Source organism: Pseudomonas sp. Seg1 (assembly GCF_018326005.1).
GTDB lineage: Bacteria > Pseudomonadota > Gammaproteobacteria > Pseudomonadales > Pseudomonadaceae > Aquipseudomonas.
Map to the genome: position 1 here is coordinate 6,244,363 of NZ_AP021903.1, position 15,150 is coordinate 6,259,512.

Below are 15,150 nucleotides of genomic sequence, written 5' to 3' on the forward strand. Positions count from 1 at the left end.
AGCCGGAAAAGGGGCGAAACGGAAAACGCACAGCGGGCTGATGGTTATCGTCGGAACAGGCTTGGCGACACGCGCGCTCTCCTCATGAATACGGGTTGGAATGCTGGCAATTTACAGCGTTTGGTCGAGCAAAACACAGATCCCTTGTAGGAGTGAGCCTGCTCGCGATAGCGGAGTGTCAGTCAATATCTCCGGTGACTGTCTCACCGCTATCGCGAGCAGGCTCACGCCTACAAATCCTGTGATGTTGGGGCACTTGTCAGACAGTAATGTTCAATCAGTTGCCGCAATAGATGCACGGTAGGCTGCAAACGTGACATTTCAAGGTACTCGCCCGGTTGATGTGCACAAGCAATGTCGCCGGGGCCGAGTACGATGGTTTCGCAGCCAAGGCGCTGAAGATAAGGCGCTTCGGTGCCGAACGCCACTGCTTCGGCGTTGTGGCCGGTAAGCTTCTCGGCGATGCGCACCAATTCGGCGTCTTCGGCCTGTTCGAATGGCGGCACTTCCGGGAACAATGGTTTGTAGTCGATCTTCACCTGATGCCGTTCAGCAACCGGGTTGAGCTTGCGCAGAATCTCGGCGCGCAGGACTTTCGGGTCCATGCCAGGCAACGGCCGCAAGTCGAACTCCAACGAACACTGGCCGCAGATGCGGTTGGGGTTGTCGCCGCCATGGATGCAGCCGAAGTTCATCGTTGGTTGCGGCACGCTGAACTGCGGATTGTTGAATTCACGCTGCCACAACAGGCGCAAACCACGCAGTTCGCCGATGGCATCGTGCATCGCTTCGAGAGCACTGTGGCCCAGGCGCGGATCCGACGAGTGGCCGCTCTGCCCGAGAATGTCGATGCGCTCCATCATGATGCCTTTATGCATGCGGATCGGCTTGAGCCCGGTCGGCTCGCCGATCACGGCCGCACGGCCCAGCGGTCGCCCGGCCTCGGCCAGCGCGCGAGCGCCGGACATCGAGCTTTCTTCGTCGCAGGTGGCGAGGATCAGCAGCGGTTGCTTGAACGGCTGATCAAGCAGCGGCAGCACGGCTTCGATGATCAGGGCGAAGAAGCCCTTCATGTCGCAACTGCCGAGCCCGACCCAGCGACCATCGACTTCGGTGAGTTTCAGCGGATCGGTCTGCCACAGTGCATCGTCATACGGCACCGTGTCGCTGTGCCCAGCCAGCACCAGCCCGCCGGGACCACTGCCGAAACTCGCGAGCAGATTGAATTTGCCGGGACTGACCTGCTGGATGTCGCAACTGAAACCCAGATCACCGAGCCATCCGGCGAGCAGATCGATCACCGCCCGGTTGGACTGATCCAGGCTTGGCTGCGTACAACTGACCGACGGCGCGGCAATCAGCGCAGCGAACTGGTCTTGCATGGACGGCAAAGGCATCGCTGACTCCCACTCCCGATTTGAAGTCCATCATAGAGCCATCCGGCGTCAGGAATAAACCGCCGCAGGGCGTAGGAAGTTCGAGTCCTGTACACTGCACGGCCTTGGCAGCCACACATTCCCCCGGCTGCGCTCCCGATCCTGGATTTTCCGGCCATGCAGAAAGAAACCGAAATCAAACTCCGCGTCAGCCGCGAAACCCTCGCTGCCTTGCGCGAGCACCCGTTACTGAAAAAACGCAACAAAAATGGCTGGGAACGCCGTGAGTTGATGAACCAGTACTTCGACACCCCAGAGCGCGATCTGGCCCAGGCCAAAGTTGCCCTGCGCCTGCGCAAGGATGGCGACGAAGTGATTCAGACCCTCAAGACTCGCGGCCAGAGTGTCGCCGGTCTGTCCGAGCGTAACGAGTACGACTGGAAACTGCCGAAAGCCAAGCTCGACGTGAAGAAACTCGACGGCGAATGCTGGCCCGAGTCGCTGGCCGAGCTGGACAAGAAAACCCTGAAACCGATCTTCACCACCGATTTCGTCCGCGAGCGCGCCGAAATCGCCTGGGGTCGTGGCAAGGCCAAAGTGGTCATCGAAGCCGCGCTGGACCTGGGTCATGTGGTAGTCGGCAAACAGAAAGAAGAAATCTGCGAGCTGGAACTGGAACTGCGCGAAGGCGAGCCTGCCGCGCTGCTGGAACTGGCCGCTGAACTGGCGCAAACCCTGGCGCTGATGCCATGTGATATCAGCAAGGCCGAGCGCGGTTATCGTCTGTACGACGCCAACAGTTACTCGCTGAGCCTGCCGGCACCCGAGCTGACGCCGGAAACCCAGCTGGACGACGCTTTCGCCGCGCTGGGCTGGCACTTGCTCGGCAGCAGCCAGCGCCTGGCCGAACAGTACCGTTTCAACGGTCACTGGCGCCTGTTGCTGGACTGGGTCGAGAACCTCGCCGAAATGCGCGCCCTGCTCAGCAGCCTCGGCCAGGCCGCACCGCGTCCGTCGACCCACGACCTGCGCGTGGCGCTGGATGCCTTGCTGGAAGACTGGCGCCCACTGGTGCAGGTCGGCATCGAAGACGAAGACGTGCGCAAAGCTGCGCCGGAACAGTTCCTCGAAGAACTGGAAGACCCGCGTTGGGGCCTGTTCTCGCTGACCGCTTCGCGCTGGTTGCTGGCTCGCAGCTGGACGGCCGAGCGCAACGTGCGTGGCAACCGTCAGGGTGGCGCGCAGTTGCACAGCTGGTTGCCGCGCACATTGGGCGAAGAAGCCACCGCCCTGCAATTGCAGCGTTACCAGCAGCAGCCGGAAGATCTGGCCGAACAACTGCCGCGTATCGAGCGTATTCAGGTCTGGTTGCACCACGCGCGTAACGTGCTGGAGATCCCGGAAATGGATCGTCTGTACGGCGAGCTGAACAAACTTGCGCAACTGGCCAACGAGCCGACGATCACTGACGAACTGCTCGATGCGCGCAAGCAGCAGGCGATTGCGGTTTACCAGAACCGTGCCTGGAAAATGCTGCTGCGCATGTAATACCCCTGTGGCGAGGGGATTTATCCCCGATGGACTGCGCAGCAGTCCCTGCTTTTAAGGAAGCGGGGCCGCTTCGCGACCCATCGGGGATAAATCCCCTCGCCACAAAGGCCCTCCGCGCTAGACCGGGAGGCTGGTTGTGGACTTGATTTCGGAAAGCGCCACAATCGAATTCACTTCCTGAATCCCCGGCACCAGCGACAGTTTCTCGAAGAAGAACCGCTCGTACGCCTCGATATCCGCCGCGACAATACGCAGCAGAAAATCCACCGCGCCCATCAGCACATAACACTCCAGCACTTCCGGAAAGCCGCGAATCGCCTCGGTGAACTCGGTGAAGTTTGAACGCCCGTGGGCATTGAGTTTGATCTCGGCAAAAATCTGCGTATTCAGGCCAATCTTCTTGCGATCCAGCAACGTCACCTGCCCGCGAATGATGCCCTCCTCCTTCATCCGCTGAATCCGCCGCCAGCAGGGCGATTGCGACAGCCCCACCTGTTCGGCGATCTGCGCACTCGATAGCGACGCATCCTCTTGCAGCAGGGCGAGAATCTTGCGGTCGTAGCTGTCCAGCTCGCTGTGCATATAAAAACCTCAAAAAGATAACCTGGCGAATTGATCTATTCGCTGACTCGTCAATAACGCCGATCTTAGCCAAGAAATACCCATCAGCGAATGTAAAAATTTCTCCAGTGAATTTGGAGACTTGCCATGCCGCACCTTGAAGCCGTGAACAGCGCCCCCACCCGCGCCGACGTGTGGAACGTCAGCAATGCCCACTGCCTGGCGCAGTATCAAATCCTCGCCGAGGCCGAGCCGGATTTGCTGGTGCGGGTGTTGAACCTGTTCGCGTTGCAGTTCCTCACGCCCGAGCAGGTCAATGTGCAGCGCCTGAATGATCTGTTGTCGATCGACCTTGTCATGGGCGGCCTGAGCTGGCATCGCGCGCAAGTGATTGCGGAAAAACTTCGTAACCTGATCAGCGTGTGCTCGGTGAACCTGCAAAACGCCGACACGGCTTGGGATGCGCAGGCGCAAGCGGCCGGCTGACAAATCCGGCAACGGCTTCGTCGGGTAGTGGCCCAACAGTCTGCGGGGCCACGACTATCCTTTGCGCACAGTCGTTCAAAAGGAGCCCGCATGTCCGTTCAACTCGCCACTCAGGACCGCTGGCTGGAACTCAACGATGTGTTGCGTGAACTGGTCGCCCAAGGCTTTATCAGCCAGGACTCGGCCGAACAGGCGCTGAACGCCCGTCGGCGCCACGCCGCCCACAGCCAGATGCACCCACTGGAATTCATCGCCAGCCAGCAGCTCGACGACCTCAGCCGTCCGGGCAAACATCTCGACCTCGAAAGCCTGACCCTGTGGCTGGCGCAACAGGCCGGGCAGCCGTATTTGCGCATCGACCCGCTGAAGATCAACGTCGCCGCCATCACCCCGCTGATGTCCTACGCCTTTGCCCAACGGCACAAGATTCTTGCCGTCGCGGTCGACCGCGACTCGGTAACGGTGGCCAGTGCCCAGCCCTATGTGAATGGCTGGGAAGCCGATCTGACCCACGTCCTGAAACTGCCGATCAAGCGAGTGGTGGCCAACCCGGCGGATATCCAGCGTTTCAGCGTCGAGTTTTTCCGCTTGGCCAAATCGGTCAGCGGCGCCAGCAATGCCGATCAGCAAAGCGGCAACCTCGGCAACTTTGAACAACTGCTCAACCTCGGCGCCAGCGATCAGGAACCGGACGCCAACGACGCGCACATCGTCAACATCGTCGACTGGCTGTTCCAGTACGCCTTCCAGCAGCGCGCCAGCGATATCCACATCGAGCCGCGTCGCGAGCAAGGCACCGTGCGCTTTCGCATCGACGGCGTGCTGCACAACGTCTATCAATTCCCGCCGCAGGTGACGATGGCGATAGTCAGCCGCTTGAAAAGCCTCGGCCGGATGAATGTCGCCGAGAAGCGCAAACCCCAGGATGGTCGGGTCAAGACCAAGACCCCGGACGGCGGCGAGGTCGAGTTGCGGCTGTCGACCTTGCCCACGGCGTTCGGCGAAAAAATGGTCATGCGGATCTTCGACCCGGAGGTTCTGCTCAAGGACTTCGACCAGCTCGGGTTTTCAACTGACGACCTGCGCCGCTGGCAGGACATGACCCGCCAGCCCAACGGCATCATTCTGGTCACCGGGCCAACCGGTTCGGGCAAGACCACCACGCTGTACACCACGCTGAAAAAACTGGCGACGCCGGAGGTCAACCTCTGCACCATCGAGGACCCGATCGAAATGGTCGAACCGGCCTTCAACCAGATGCAGGTCCAGCACAACATCGACCTGAGCTTCGCCGCCGGCGTGCGTGCGCTGATGCGGCAAGACCCGGACATCATCATGATCGGCGAGATCCGCGACCTCGAAACCGCTGAAATGGCGATTCAGGCTGCACTGACCGGGCACCTGGTGCTGTCGACCTTGCACACCAACGATGCGCCGAGCGCGATCAGCCGTCTGCTGGAGCTCGGCGTGCCGCATTACTTGATCAAAGCCACCGTGCTTGGCGTCATGGCCCAGCGGTTGGTGCGCACCCTGTGCCCGCACTGCAAGACGCCCCTCACGCTTGAGGAAGAAGACTGGCAAACCCTGACCCGACCGTGGCAAGCACCGCTGCCGACGAATGCGCAACGCGCGATTGGTTGTCTGGAATGCCGCGACACCGGTTATCGCGGTCGCGCCGGGGTCTACGAAATCATGCAACTGAGCGATAGCCTCAAGGCGTTCATCACCCCCGACACCGACCTCACGGCGATTCGGCGCCAGGCGTTCAAGGAAGGCATGCGCAGCCTGCGCTTGTCCGGAGCACAGAAAGTCGCGGCCGGACTGACGACGATCGAGGAGGTGTTGCGGGTGACGCCACAGAGCGAGCAGCGCTAGAGACGCTACCAGTCGATCACATTGACCTCGGCATTGGGCTTGATCCACAGCACGCTGCCGTCGGATTGCCGTTGCAGAATCGAGTGGTTGAGCTTGAGTCCTTTCCCGGTGCGCAGATTTCGTACCGCGTCGGACTTGCTCGGGCTGAACATCAAGGTGCCCGGACTGTTCTGCGCCACCCGCATTCCATGTGGGTATTGCCAGTCGCCGACGGTTAGCGGATTTTCCAGCTGACCGTCCCACCGCAATAGCCGGTGCTGCTGGTCGAGTGTCACGGAGACACTCGACAACACGATGCCGCGCACTGAAACAGGCTCCCGGGCCATCCAGTCACTGACGGTGTACTCGTCGCCCTCCCGATAGATTCGGCTTTGCGCCGGCCAGGTCTCCCCGGCAATCTGCGCACCGGCCACCAGCGTACAAGCACTAAAACGCCAGCGCTCAGGTTGCAGACGGGTCTCCTCGGTGACACTCATCTTCAACCAGGTGCCGCCAGCACAGGGCCAGCCATCGACCACTTGATCCCCTGCCAGCAGCAACTCGGCTTCGGGCAGGAAATACATTTTCAATGCCGAAACCTTTATCCCGGCAATGGCATGCGGAGCGATGAATTCAGCACTGCGTACACTGGCCAGACCATGGATTTGCGGCTCACCCTTCTCGTCCAGCGGTTCGAGCGTACTCAGGTGCACACTGGCACCGGCCGGCAAAGTCAGCTCCCCGACCTGAACAGCGTGATCGAGCGTGGGATTACGCAGCTGACGCTCCCGGTGATCGACCCATAGCCGATACGAGGTCAAGCCAACAACGCTGACACAGACCAATGCCATGGCCCCGACCTTGCGTGGATGCCGCAGCAACGGTCTGCGCCACGCCGGTATACACAGCATGATCAGCAGCACGGGCAGGCCGATGAAACCGACCATGAGAAACCACCAGAACATGGCATAAAACAAAGCAGGAAAATTCAAGGCAGCGTCCATGCGTGAAAACCATCGCGCATGGTGCCAAACAACTCGTTGGAGCCCTAGCGCTAGGTTGCGCAACAGGCTGAAACAGAGCACTCATGGAACCGGATCGGGCAAATGACGATCCAAGGCCGTAGTTAACCCCCAGGAGTCATCTCATCATGCGTCTCAAACTTGCTGTCGCCACCCTTGCCTTGCTGTCCCTCCCTGTTGGTTCAGCGATGGCCGACAGCTTTTGGCGTAACGTCATTTCGTCCGGCGCCACCACTGGCTCGACCTACCTGACCTTCAAGGATCACAAGCTGATCGTCGCCGCACAGGACGATGCCGGCAGTTTCGTTGCCAGTGATGGCGGGATCCGTGGCCCGTACCTGGAAGCGGCGATGCAGAAAGTCCGCGCCGACAATCCGGGCCTGCAAGCGACGGACATGGAACTGGCGAACGCGATTCTGGCGAAGAACGCCGTGGCTTCCGAATAAGCCTTTCACCGAAGAAAATGCCGCTCACATGAGCGGCATTTTTTTGCCCGCTATTTCAGATGCGCCATAGAACCCTGTGGGAGTGGGCTTGCCCGCCATGGCGGTGCAGCATTCACCCAATATGCTGGATCTGCCCGCCCCCACAGGATTTGGATAACTTCCAGAAAAGTCAGCGGTAATCATCCACCGGCACGCAAGCGCAAAACAGATTGCGATCCCCATAGACGTTATCCACCCGATTCACCGCCGGCCAATATTTGTGCGCCTTGGTATGCGCATCCGGGGTAATGCCCTGCTCGATGCTGTAAGGGCGCTCCCAGACCCCGGTAACATCCGCCAACGTGTGCGGCGCACGCTTGAGCGGGTTGTCTTCCGCCGGCCAGTTGCCGTTCTGCACCTCGCTGATTTCTGCGCGAATGCTCAACATGGCGCCGATAAAGCGGTCCAGTTCGGCCTTCGACTCGCTCTCGGTCGGCTCGACCATCAACGTCCCCGGCACCGGGAATGACATGGTCGGCGCATGGAAGCCATAGTCCATCAGGCGCTTGGCGACATCTTCTTCGCTGATCCCGGTCTGCGCCTTCAGCGGCCGCAGATCAAGAATGCATTCATGCGCCACTCGCCCGTTGCGCCCGGTGTACAGCACCGGAAACGCGCCGGATAAATGTTGCGCCAAATAGTTTGCCGCCAGAATCGCCACCTCACTGGCATCGGCCAGTTGCGGGCCCATCATGGCGATGTACATCCAGCTGATCGGCAGAATACTTGCGCTGCCCCACGGCGCTGCGCTGACCGCACCGTTCTGCGCCAGCGGCCCGTCAATCGGCACCACCGGATGGTTGGCGACAAATGGCGCCAGATGCGCACGAATGCCGATCGGCCCCATGCCCGGCCCGCCGCCGCCATGGGGAATGCAGAACGTCTTGTGCAGGTTCATGTGCGACACGTCGGCGCCGATGTCCGCCGGCCGCGCCAGCCCGACCTGCGCGTTGAGGTTGGCGCCGTCCATGTACACCTGACCGCCGTGCTGGTGGATAACTTCGCAGATTTCGCTGATGCCCTCCTCGTACACACCATGGGTCGACGGATAGGTCGCCATCAGGCACGACAACCTGGCCCCAGCCTCGGCGGCTTTGGCCTTCAGATCATCCAGATCGACATTGCCCGCCTCGTCGCACTCGACAATCACCACGCGCATCCCGGCCATCTGCGCCGAGGCCGGGTTGGTACCGTGGGCCGAGGAAGGAATCAGGCAGATATCCCGCGTCCCCTGCTGGCGGCTCTCGTGATATTTGCGGATCGCCAGCAGCCCGGCGTACTCACCCTGAGCGCCGGAGTTGGGCTGCATGCAAATCGCATCGAACCCGGTGATCGCGCACAGCCAGCGCTCGAGTTCTTCGATCATCAAGGTGTAACCGACTGCCTGCTCTCGGGGCACAAACGGATGCAGGTTGGCGAACTGCGGCCAGGTGATCGGGATCATCTCGCTGGTGGCGTTGAGTTTCATCGTGCAGGAGCCCAGCGGGATCATCGACTGGTTGAGCGCCAGGTCCTTGTTCTCCAGTTGCTTGAGGTAACGCAGCATCTCGGTTTCGCTGTGATGAGCGTTGAACACCGGATGGCGCAGGTAAGGCGTCTTGCGCTGGAGGTTGTCGGGAATGCCTGAAACCAGGACTTCAGCATCGAGATCGCCGACGTTTAAACCATGATCGGCACCAAGCAGCACATCGAAGAGTTTTGCGACTGTATTTTCATCGCTCGTCTCATCCAGGCTCAGACCGACGCGACCACGGCCGAGGATTCTCAGGTTGATCTGCGCGGCCTGGGCGCTTCCGATGATTGCGGTTTGCGCGCCGCCAACGTCCAGCGTCAGCGTGTCGAAAAACCGTGCGTTGACCCGTTTGATGCCGTGGCGCTCAAGACCCGCCGCGAGGATGCAGGTCAGCCGATGTACGCGCTGGGCGATTCGTTTCAAACCTTCCGGCCCGTGGTAAACCGCATAGAAACTGGCCATGTTGGCCAATAACACCTGTGCCGTGCAGATATTCGAATTGGCCTTCTCGCGGCGGATATGTTGCTCGCGGGTTTGCAGGGCCATGCGCAGTGCCACGTTGCCCCGGGCATCCTTCGACACGCCAATGATCCGCCCGGGAATCGCCCGTTTGTATTCCTCGCGGCTGGCAAAAAATGCCGCGTGCGGCCCACCGTAGCCCATGGGCACGCCGAAACGCTGGGACGAGCCGAACACCACATCAGCGCCCAATTCACCCGGCGGCGTCAGCAACAACAAACTCAGTAGATCAGTGGCGACGCAGGCCAACGCCTGCTGTGCATGCAGGTGGTCAATCAGCGGCTGCAAATCAGCGATTTCGCCGTGGGTGTCGGGATATTGCAGCAGTGCGCCGAACACCTGATGCTGCTTCAAGTTATCCACAGCATCGATGATCAACTCGAAGCCAAACCCCTCGGCACGGGTCTGCACCACGGAAACGGTTTGCGGATGACAGTTCTCGTCGACAAAAAACAGATTGCTCTTCGACTTGGCAACGCGCTTGGCCAGTGCCATGGCTTCAGCGGCGGCGGTGGCTTCATCGAGCAACGAAGCGTTAGCCAGTTCGAGGCCGGTGAGGTCGATGGTCATTTGCTGGAAGTTCAGCAAGGCTTCGAGCCGACCTTGGGCGATCTCCGGTTGATACGGCGTGTACGCGGTGTACCAACCGGGATTTTCCAGCACGTTGCGCAAGATAACGCTGGGTGTGAGGGTGCCGTGGTAGCCCATGCCGATCAGGCTGGTCCACACCTGATTCTGCTCGGCATACCCGCGCAGTCTGGCCAGTGCGGCTTGCTCATCCAGCGCCGGCGGCAGATCGAGCGGGCGATTGAAGCGAATGCCCGGCGGCACGGTCTGCTCGATCAGTTCGACCCGGCTGCCGAGACCGAGACTGTCGAGCATGGCTTGTTGCTCAGCGGCATCCGGGCCGAGATGACGGCGCAGGAAGGCCTCGGAATCGCGTAACTGGCTCAGGGACGGCAACTGGGACATGACGGGCTCTCTCTAGGCTGGCGCTCGGCGTCAATGCAACACGGTCAAACCAGCATAGCAGCCCGTGTCGCAACTCATTTTCAGTACAGACGCCCGCTCCCACACTGGATTTTCATTGCCCATGAAAAAGCCCCGACGAGTCGGGGCTTTGGGGTATCGCTCGAAGCTTATTTGCCGATGGCTGCCTTGTAGGCCGCGGCATCCAGCAGCTTGTCCAGCTCAGCCTTGTCGCTTGGCTTGAGTTTGAAGATCCAGGCAGCGTACGGCTCGTTGTTCAGTTCTTCCGGCGAGTTGGCCAGTTCTTCGTTGACCGCGATCACTTCTCCGCCAACTGGGGAGTAGATGTCGGAAGCCGCCTTCACCGATTCAACAACACCTGCTGCATCACCGGCAGCAAACACTTTGCCGACCTCAGCCAGTTCAACGAACACCACATCACCCAGCGCTTCCTGCGCGTGATCACTGATGCCCACAGTGACGGTGCCGTCAGCTTCCAGACGTGCCCATTCGTGACTTTCGGCAAAACGCAGTTCGGCAGGGATATCGCTCATCTTCGGTGTCCTCAAGAAATTGTCAGCGGTCTGCCCGCCGGAAAAGGTTAGATCAAAGTTTTGCCGTGGCGCACGAAGGTCGGTTTGACCACGCGTACCGGGTACCACTTGCCACGGATTTCCACTTCGGCGCGGTCGGCGGTGGCCATCGGAACACGCGCCAGGGCAATCGATTTGCTTAGCGTAGGAGAGAAACTACCACTGGTGATCTCCCCTTCGCCAACATCGGCGATGCGAACCACCTGATGAGCACGCAAAACACCGCGTTCTTCGAGCACCAGACCGACCAGTTTGTGCGCAACACCCGCGGCTTTTTCCGCCTCCAGCGCGGCGCGGCCGATGAACTGGCGCGAGGCCGGTTCCCAGGCAATGCTCCAGGCCATGTTCGAGGCGAGCGGCGAAACGTCCTGATGAATGTCTTGACCGTAGAGGTTCATCCCGGCCTCAACCCGCAAGGTGTCGCGGGCACCAAGGCCGATCGGCGAAATGCCGGCACCGACCAGATCGTTGAAAAACGCTGGAGCCTGATCAGCCGGCAAGGCGATTTCCAGACCGTCTTCACCGGTGTAACCGGTACGGGCGATGAACCAGTCGCCGTCGGCGTGCGCTTCGAAAGGTTTGAGCTGCTGGATCAGCGAGGCGCGGGACTGGGTGACCAGTTCGGCAATCTTGTGCCGGGCCTGCGGGCCTTGAATGGCGAGCATGGCCAGTTCGGAGCGCTCGTGCAGCTGCACGTCGTAACCGCCCACTTGCGCATTCATCCAGGCCAGGTCCTGATCGCGGGTGGAGGCGTTGAACACCAGCCGATAACCGTCCTCGAGACGGTAGACGATCATGTCGTCGACGATGCCACCGCGCTCGTTGAGCATGGTGCTGTACAACGCACGGCCGGGGTTGTGCAGGCGTTCGACATCATTGGCCAGCAAATACTGCAGCCAGGCTTTGGCCTGAACACCGGTGACATCAATTACGGTCATGTGGGAAACATCGAACACCCCGCAATCGCGGCGCACTTCGTGGTGCTCCTCGACCTGCGAGCCGTAATGCAGTGGCATGTCCCAACCGCCAAAATCGACCATCTTCGCGCCGAGGGCGAGATGCAGGTCATACAGAGGCGTACGCTGTCCCATGGGTTTCTCCTTCCGGGCGTGGCGAAGGTGCGGACAGCCGCTGCACGGGTGAAAGCCTTGAAATAGAAGGCTCTCAGCCGATTCCAGCGAACAGATCTGTCAGACGAACCGCACCGAATGCCGCGCATTGTAGCCGCATGATTCAGGACTCACTACTAAGTGTTTCGGTGCGCCGAGCGGCGGATCAGTCCGATAACCGGCAATAAACCGACCAGAACCAGAGTCAGCGCTGGCAACGATGCCCGCGCCCATTCGCCTTCGCTGGTCATTTCAAAGATGCGCACGGCCAGCGTGTCCCAGCCAAACGGGCGCATCAGCAGGGTCGCGGGCATTTCCTTGAGGACATCGACGAACACCAGCAACGCCGCGCTCAACGTGCCGGGCAGCAACAGTGGCAGATACACTTTGAAAAACAGTCGCGGCCCACTGACACCCAGGCTACGTGCCGCTTCGGGCAAAGACGGCCGTATACGCGCCAAGCTGTTTTCCAGCGGGCCGTAGGCGACAGCGATGAAGCGCACCAGATAAGCCATCAGCAACGCCGCCAGACTGCCCAGCAGCAAGGGTTTGCCGGCGCCACCGAGCCAGCCCGAAAGCGGGATCACCAGTTCGCGATCCAGATAACTGAACGCCAGCATGATCGAGACCGCCAGCACCGAGCCCGGCAAGGCGTAGCCAAGATTGGCCAGACTGACGCCGGAACGGATCGCCGGAGTCGGTGCCAAGCGTCGGGCAAACGCCAGCAACAACGCGACGCTGACGGTGATCAACGCGGCCATGCCGCCCAGATACAGGGTGTGGACGATCAGCCCGGCGTAACGCTCATCGAGATCGAAACGGCCGCGCTGCCAGAACCAGACGAGCAGCTGCAGCATCGGAATGACGAAAGCGCAGGCGAAGACCAATCCGCACCAGCTCATCGCCGCGAGCGCCTTGAATCCACGCAGGTGGTACAGCGCCTTGACCCGTGGCCGCTCGTTGCCCGCCCGATTGGCCCCGCGTGCGCGGCGTTCGCCGTACAGCACCAGCATCACCACCAGCAACAACAGGCTGGCCAGTTGCGCCGCGCTCGGCAGGCTGAAGAAGCCGTACCAGGTTTTGTAGATGGCCGTGGTGAAGGTGTCGAAGTTGAACACCGAGACTGCGCCGAAATCCGCCAGGGTCTCCATCAGCGCCAGCGCTACACCGGCGCCGATCGCCGGCCGCGCCATCGGCAACGCAACGCGCCAGAACGCTTGCCACGGCGATTGCCCGAGCACCCGTGCGGCTTCCATCAGGCCTTTGCCCTGAGCAAGAAACGCGCTGCGCGCCAGCAGGTAAACGTAGGGATAGAAGACCAGCACCAACACCACGATCACACCGCCGGTGGAGCGCACTCGCGGTAGCCGCAGGCCCGTGCCGAACCATTCACGCAGCAGCGTTTGCACGGGGCCGGCGAAATCCAGCAGGCCGACGAAAACGAAGGCCAGTACGTAGGCCGGGATGGCGAACGGCAGCATCAGCGCCCAGTCGAGCCAGCGCCGCCCAGGGAATTCGCAGAGGCTGGTCAGCCAGGCGAGGCTGACACCGAGTAGCGTCACGCCGACACCGACGCCGAGCACCAGGGTCAGGGTGTTACCCAACAGGCGCGGCATCTGGGTTTCCCACAGGTGCGACCAGATCTGCTGATCGATGGTCTGCCAGGAGAGCAACAGGACACTCAGGGGCAACAGCACCAGCGAGGCAATGGCGAAGACAATGGGATACCAGCGGCGTTGGGCAGGGTGGGCCACTTTTGAATCTCTGGAGGGATTGGGGTGTTCTTGGGATTAGGGTTTCAGGTTGAGATTGCTGCCCTCACCCTAACCCTCTCCCGGGGGGAGAGGGGACTGACCGAGGTGCTCATGCAAGCTACATCGACCTGAAACATCGAGTCGAACTCAGGATTTGAATCCAACTCAGATCGGCTCCCTTTTCCCCCTCTCCCTTGGGGAGAGGGCTGGGGTGAGGGGCTGGATCTTGAAGCAGACAAATATATCGAAAAAGCCTCAGTTCCAACCCGCCCGATCCATCATCCGGATCGCCTCGGCCTGACGCTTGCCCGCCACTTCCACTGGCAAGGTATCAGCGACAAACTGGCCCCAGGCCGCCACTTCTTCCGATGGTTTCACCGCCGGGTTGGCCGGGAATTCCTGGTTCACGTCGGCGAAAATCTTCTGCGCCTCAGGCGTGGTCATCCACTCGACCAGGGCTTTGGCCGCTTCCGGGTGCGGTGCATGCTTGGTCAGGCCGATCCCCGATAGATTGACGTGCACGCCGCGATCCGCCTGGTTCGGCCAGAACAGTTTCACCGGCAGATCCGGTTTCTGCTTGTGCAGTCGACCGTAGTAGTAAGTGTTGACGATGCCAACGTCGCACTGGCCGGCGTTGATCGCCTCAAGCACCGCGACGTCATCGGAGAACACGTCGGTGGACAGGTTGTTGACCCAGCCTTTGAGGATTTTCTCGGTTTTCTCGGCGCCGTGGACTTCGATCATGGTCGCGGTCAGCGACTGGTTGTAGACCTTCTTCGCCGTGCGCAGGCACAGGCGCCCTTCCCAGTTCTTGTCGGCCAGCGCTTCGTAGGTGGTCAGTTCACCCGGTTTCACCCGCTCGGTGGAATAGGCGATGGTCCGCGCACGCAGGCTCAGGCCAGTCCACGCATGGCTGGACGAGCGATATTGCAAAGGAATGTTGGCGTCGATGGTTTTCGACGTAAACGGCTGGAGGATGCCCATCTGCTCGGCCTGCCAGAGGTTGCCGGCATCGACAGTCAGCAGCAGGTCGGCGGTGGCGTTCTCGCCTTCGGCCTTGATGCGCTGCATCAGCGGCGCTTCCTTGTCGGTGATGAACTTGATCTTCACCCCGGTCTTGGCGGTGTAAGCATCGAACACTGGCTTGATCAGCTCATCGATGCGCGAGGAGTAAACCACCACCTCGTCGGCGGCCTGGGCAGTGGTACTGCCAATCAGGGTCAAGGCCAGTGCGGTCAGAAGACGCTTGGGTGCCAACATGGGAGTGGTCTCTCGGTCGGAAAATGTGGGCCAAATGATAAGGACTCACATTTACCAGCTCAATCGATCACTGTTCGAAGGAGTTACCAGATGTTGCA

Annotated in this window: 12 protein-coding genes; 4 read left to right on the plus strand and 8 right to left on the minus strand. The window is 60.7% G+C overall.

Annotated elements, in window-relative coordinates; genetic code table 11:
• Positions 1-230: 230 nt before the first annotated feature.
• Complete coding sequence (argE, locus tag KI231_RS28130; RefSeq protein ID WP_213026895.1) at positions 231-1,397, minus strand: acetylornithine deacetylase; 1,167 nt, start codon at positions 1,395-1,397, stop codon at positions 231-233.
• Between the two features lie 156 nt (positions 1,398-1,553).
• On the opposite strand from argE, the gene KI231_RS28135 reads away from it, so the two are divergent.
• Positions 1,554-2,924 carry a CYTH domain-containing protein gene (locus KI231_RS28135; RefSeq protein WP_213026896.1) on the plus strand — a complete coding sequence of 457 codons (1,371 nt, stop codon included), beginning with the start codon at positions 1,554-1,556 and terminating at the stop codon, positions 2,922-2,924.
• 120 nt (positions 2,925-3,044) lie between these two features.
• Here the strand turns inward: KI231_RS28135 and KI231_RS28140 are convergent, their stop codons facing one another.
• Positions 3,045-3,509: an Lrp/AsnC family transcriptional regulator gene (locus KI231_RS28140; protein WP_016983809.1), complete on the minus strand. Its 465-nt coding sequence runs from the start codon at positions 3,507-3,509 to the stop codon at positions 3,045-3,047.
• A gap of 126 nt (positions 3,510-3,635) precedes the next feature.
• Here KI231_RS28140 and KI231_RS28145 point away from each other — a divergent pair, with 126 nt between their 5' ends.
• Both KI231_RS28145 and tfpB read left to right on the plus strand, forming a co-directional pair.
• Complete coding sequence (locus KI231_RS28145; protein WP_103302495.1) at positions 3,636-3,974, plus strand: ACT-like domain-containing protein; 339 nt, start codon at positions 3,636-3,638, stop codon at positions 3,972-3,974.
• Positions 3,975-4,064: 90 nt separating this feature from the next.
• Positions 4,065-5,849: a type IV pilus assembly ATPase TfpB gene (gene tfpB / locus KI231_RS28150; RefSeq protein ID WP_213026897.1), complete on the plus strand. Its 1,785-nt coding sequence runs from the start codon at positions 4,065-4,067 to the stop codon at positions 5,847-5,849.
• 5 nt (positions 5,850-5,854) lie between these two features.
• On the opposite strand, the gene KI231_RS28155 is transcribed toward tfpB, so the two are convergent.
• Positions 5,855-6,820, minus strand: coding sequence for a hypothetical protein (locus KI231_RS28155; RefSeq protein ID WP_249412078.1), 966 nt, complete (start codon positions 6,818-6,820; stop codon positions 5,855-5,857).
• A 155-nt stretch (positions 6,821-6,975) separates the two neighbouring features.
• Here KI231_RS28155 and KI231_RS28160 point away from each other — a divergent pair, with 155 nt between their 5' ends.
• On the plus strand, positions 6,976-7,296 hold the full coding sequence (locus tag KI231_RS28160) for a DUF2388 domain-containing protein (RefSeq protein WP_169843014.1): 321 nt from the start codon (positions 6,976-6,978) through the stop codon (positions 7,294-7,296).
• A 169-nt stretch (positions 7,297-7,465) separates the two neighbouring features.
• Here KI231_RS28160 and gcvP read toward each other — a convergent pair whose 3' ends face one another.
• The 5 genes from gcvP to KI231_RS28185 all read right to left on the minus strand — a co-directional run bounded on the left by gcvP (position 7,466) and on the right by KI231_RS28185 (position 15,052).
• On the minus strand, positions 7,466-10,339 hold the full coding sequence (gene gcvP / locus KI231_RS28165) for an aminomethyl-transferring glycine dehydrogenase (RefSeq protein ID WP_213026898.1): 2,874 nt from the start codon (positions 10,337-10,339) through the stop codon (positions 7,466-7,468).
• Between the two features lie 167 nt (positions 10,340-10,506).
• Positions 10,507-10,890 carry a glycine cleavage system protein GcvH gene (gcvH, locus tag KI231_RS28170; protein ID WP_213026899.1) on the minus strand — a complete coding sequence of 128 codons (384 nt, stop codon included), beginning with the start codon at positions 10,888-10,890 and terminating at the stop codon, positions 10,507-10,509.
• A 47-nt stretch (positions 10,891-10,937) separates the two neighbouring features.
• A complete protein-coding gene (gene gcvT / locus KI231_RS28175; RefSeq protein WP_213026900.1) occupies positions 10,938-12,020 on the minus strand; it encodes a glycine cleavage system aminomethyltransferase GcvT in 1,083 nt (360 codons plus the stop codon).
• Positions 12,021-12,175: 155 nt separating this feature from the next.
• Positions 12,176-13,792, minus strand: coding sequence for an ABC transporter permease (locus KI231_RS28180; RefSeq protein ID WP_213026901.1), 1,617 nt, complete (start codon positions 13,790-13,792; stop codon positions 12,176-12,178).
• Between the two features lie 255 nt (positions 13,793-14,047).
• Positions 14,048-15,052 carry an extracellular solute-binding protein gene (locus KI231_RS28185; RefSeq protein WP_213026902.1) on the minus strand — a complete coding sequence of 335 codons (1,005 nt, stop codon included), beginning with the start codon at positions 15,050-15,052 and terminating at the stop codon, positions 14,048-14,050.
• Between the last annotated feature and the right edge of the window lie 98 nt (positions 15,053-15,150).

Bases quoted from the DNA above. Each gene is read 5' to 3' on its own strand.
- KI231_RS28140 (WP_016983809.1), bottom strand. From the start codon at position 3,509: ATGCACAGCGAGCTGGACAGCTACGACCGCAAGATTCTCGCCCTGCTG.
- KI231_RS28145 (WP_103302495.1), top strand. From the start codon at position 3,636: ATGCCGCACCTTGAAGCCGTGAACAGCGCCCCCACCCGCGCCGACGTG.
- gcvP (WP_213026898.1), bottom strand. From the start codon at position 10,339: ATGTCCCAGTTGCCGTCCCTGAGCCAGTTACGCGATTCCGAGGCCTTC.
- KI231_RS28135 (WP_213026896.1), top strand. From the start codon at position 1,554: ATGCAGAAAGAAACCGAAATCAAACTCCGCGTCAGCCGCGAAACCCTC.
- tfpB (WP_213026897.1), top strand. From the start codon at position 4,065: ATGTCCGTTCAACTCGCCACTCAGGACCGCTGGCTGGAACTCAACGAT.
- gcvT (WP_213026900.1), bottom strand. From the start codon at position 12,020: ATGGGACAGCGTACGCCTCTGTATGACCTGCATCTCGCCCTCGGCGCG.
- gcvH (WP_213026899.1), bottom strand. From the start codon at position 10,890: ATGAGCGATATCCCTGCCGAACTGCGTTTTGCCGAAAGTCACGAATGG.
- argE (WP_213026895.1), bottom strand. From the start codon at position 1,397: ATGCCTTTGCCGTCCATGCAAGACCAGTTCGCTGCGCTGATTGCCGCG.
- KI231_RS28185 (WP_213026902.1), bottom strand. From the start codon at position 15,052: ATGTTGGCACCCAAGCGTCTTCTGACCGCACTGGCCTTGACCCTGATT.